We start from the raw sequence: 1,541 nt of genomic DNA on the forward strand, positions 1-1,541 counted from the left end.
CGTCAAGACGGCCGAGCAGCGCTCGGCGATCGCCGCCACCGGCGCGGCGATCAACGGTCCGGAGGACAGCCGCCTGATGATCACCGCGACCCCGGACGAGGTCCGCCGGATCCAGGCGCTGGGCTACACCGTGATCAAGGAAGAGGGGCTGCCGGTCACCACCCAGGACGTCACGCCCAACGACTTCCCGCCCGCGGACTCGAACTACCACAACTACGCGGAGATGACCGCCGAGATCAACCAGGTGATCGCCGCCAACCCGAGCCTGATCAGCAAGCAGGTCATCGGCCGCTCCTACCAGAGCCGGGAGATCTGGGCGCTGAAGATCTCCGACAACGTGGCCACCGACGAGGCCGAGCCGGAGGTGCTGTTCACCCACCACCAGCACGCCCGCGAGCACCTCACCGTCGAGATGGCGCTCTATCTCGTCCACCTGCTCGTGGAGAGCACCGACGCGCAGGTGCGCAACCTGGTCAACAGCCGGGAGATCTGGATCGTTCCGGACATGAACCCCGACGGCGGCGAGTTCGACATCAGCACCGGCTCCTACGCCGGGTGGCGCAAGAACCGGCAACCGAACTCCGGGTCGTCCAACGTCGGCACCGACGAGAACCGCAACTGGAACTACAACTGGGGCTGCTGCGGCGGATCGTCCGGCAGCACCGGCAGCGAGACCTACCGCGGCGCCGCCCCCGAGTCGGCGCCCGAGGTGCGGGTCGTCGCCGACTTCGTGCGCAGCCGGGTGGTCGGCGGCACGCAGCAGATCAAGGCAGGCATCGACTTCCACACGTTCAGCGAGCTGGTGCTCTGGCCGTACGGCTACACCACCGCGAACACCGCGCCCGGCATGTCGGCCGACGAGTACGACACGCACGCCACGCTCGGCCGGCAGATGGCGCAGACCAACGGCTACACCCCGGAGCAGGCCTCGGATCTGTACATCACCGACGGCTCCATCGACGACTGGCTGTGGGGCAACCAGCGGATCTACTCGTACACGTTCGAGATGTACCCGGCAAGCGGCGGCCTTTCCGGCTTCTACCCGCCCGACGAGGTGATCGTCCGGGAGACCACGCGCAACCGGGCCGCCGTGCTGATGCTGCTCGAGTACGCCGACTGCCCCAAGCGGGTCATCGGCCAGACCTGCGACGGCACGCCCCCGCCGCCCGGCCGCACGTTCGAGAACACCACCGACGTCGCCATCCCCGACCTGGCCACGGTGAGCAGCCCCATCACGGTGTCCGGCCTGACCGGCAACGCGTCGGCCAGCAGCACCATCGAGGTGCACATCGTCCACACCTACATCGGTGACCTCGTCGTCGATCTGGTCGCACCGGACGGCACCGTCTACAACCTGCACAACCGGTCCGGCGGCAGCGCCGACAACCTCAACCAGACCTACACCCGCAACCTGTCCGGCGAGCTGGCCAACGGCACCTGGAACCTCCGGGTTCGCGACGCCGCGGCCCAGGACGTCGGCCGCATCGACTCCTGGAAGCTCACGATCTGACTGGCGGGCCTCCCGCGGGTGGGGGGGGGGG

General features: G+C 68.6%; 1 protein-coding gene. It reads left to right on the top strand.

Features of this window, described 5'->3' with window-relative positions; genetic code table 11:
* Nucleotides 1-1,510 (top strand): M14 family metallopeptidase (locus tag VGX25_RS30775; protein WP_326921456.1); only part of this gene is annotated, 1,510 nt, incomplete at its 5' end.
* Between the last annotated feature and the right edge of the window lie 31 nt (nt 1,511-1,541).

The sequence above is a fragment of the Actinophytocola sp. genome (genome assembly GCF_035942955.1).
Classification (GTDB): domain Bacteria; phylum Actinomycetota; class Actinomycetes; order Mycobacteriales; family Pseudonocardiaceae; genus DASYTH01.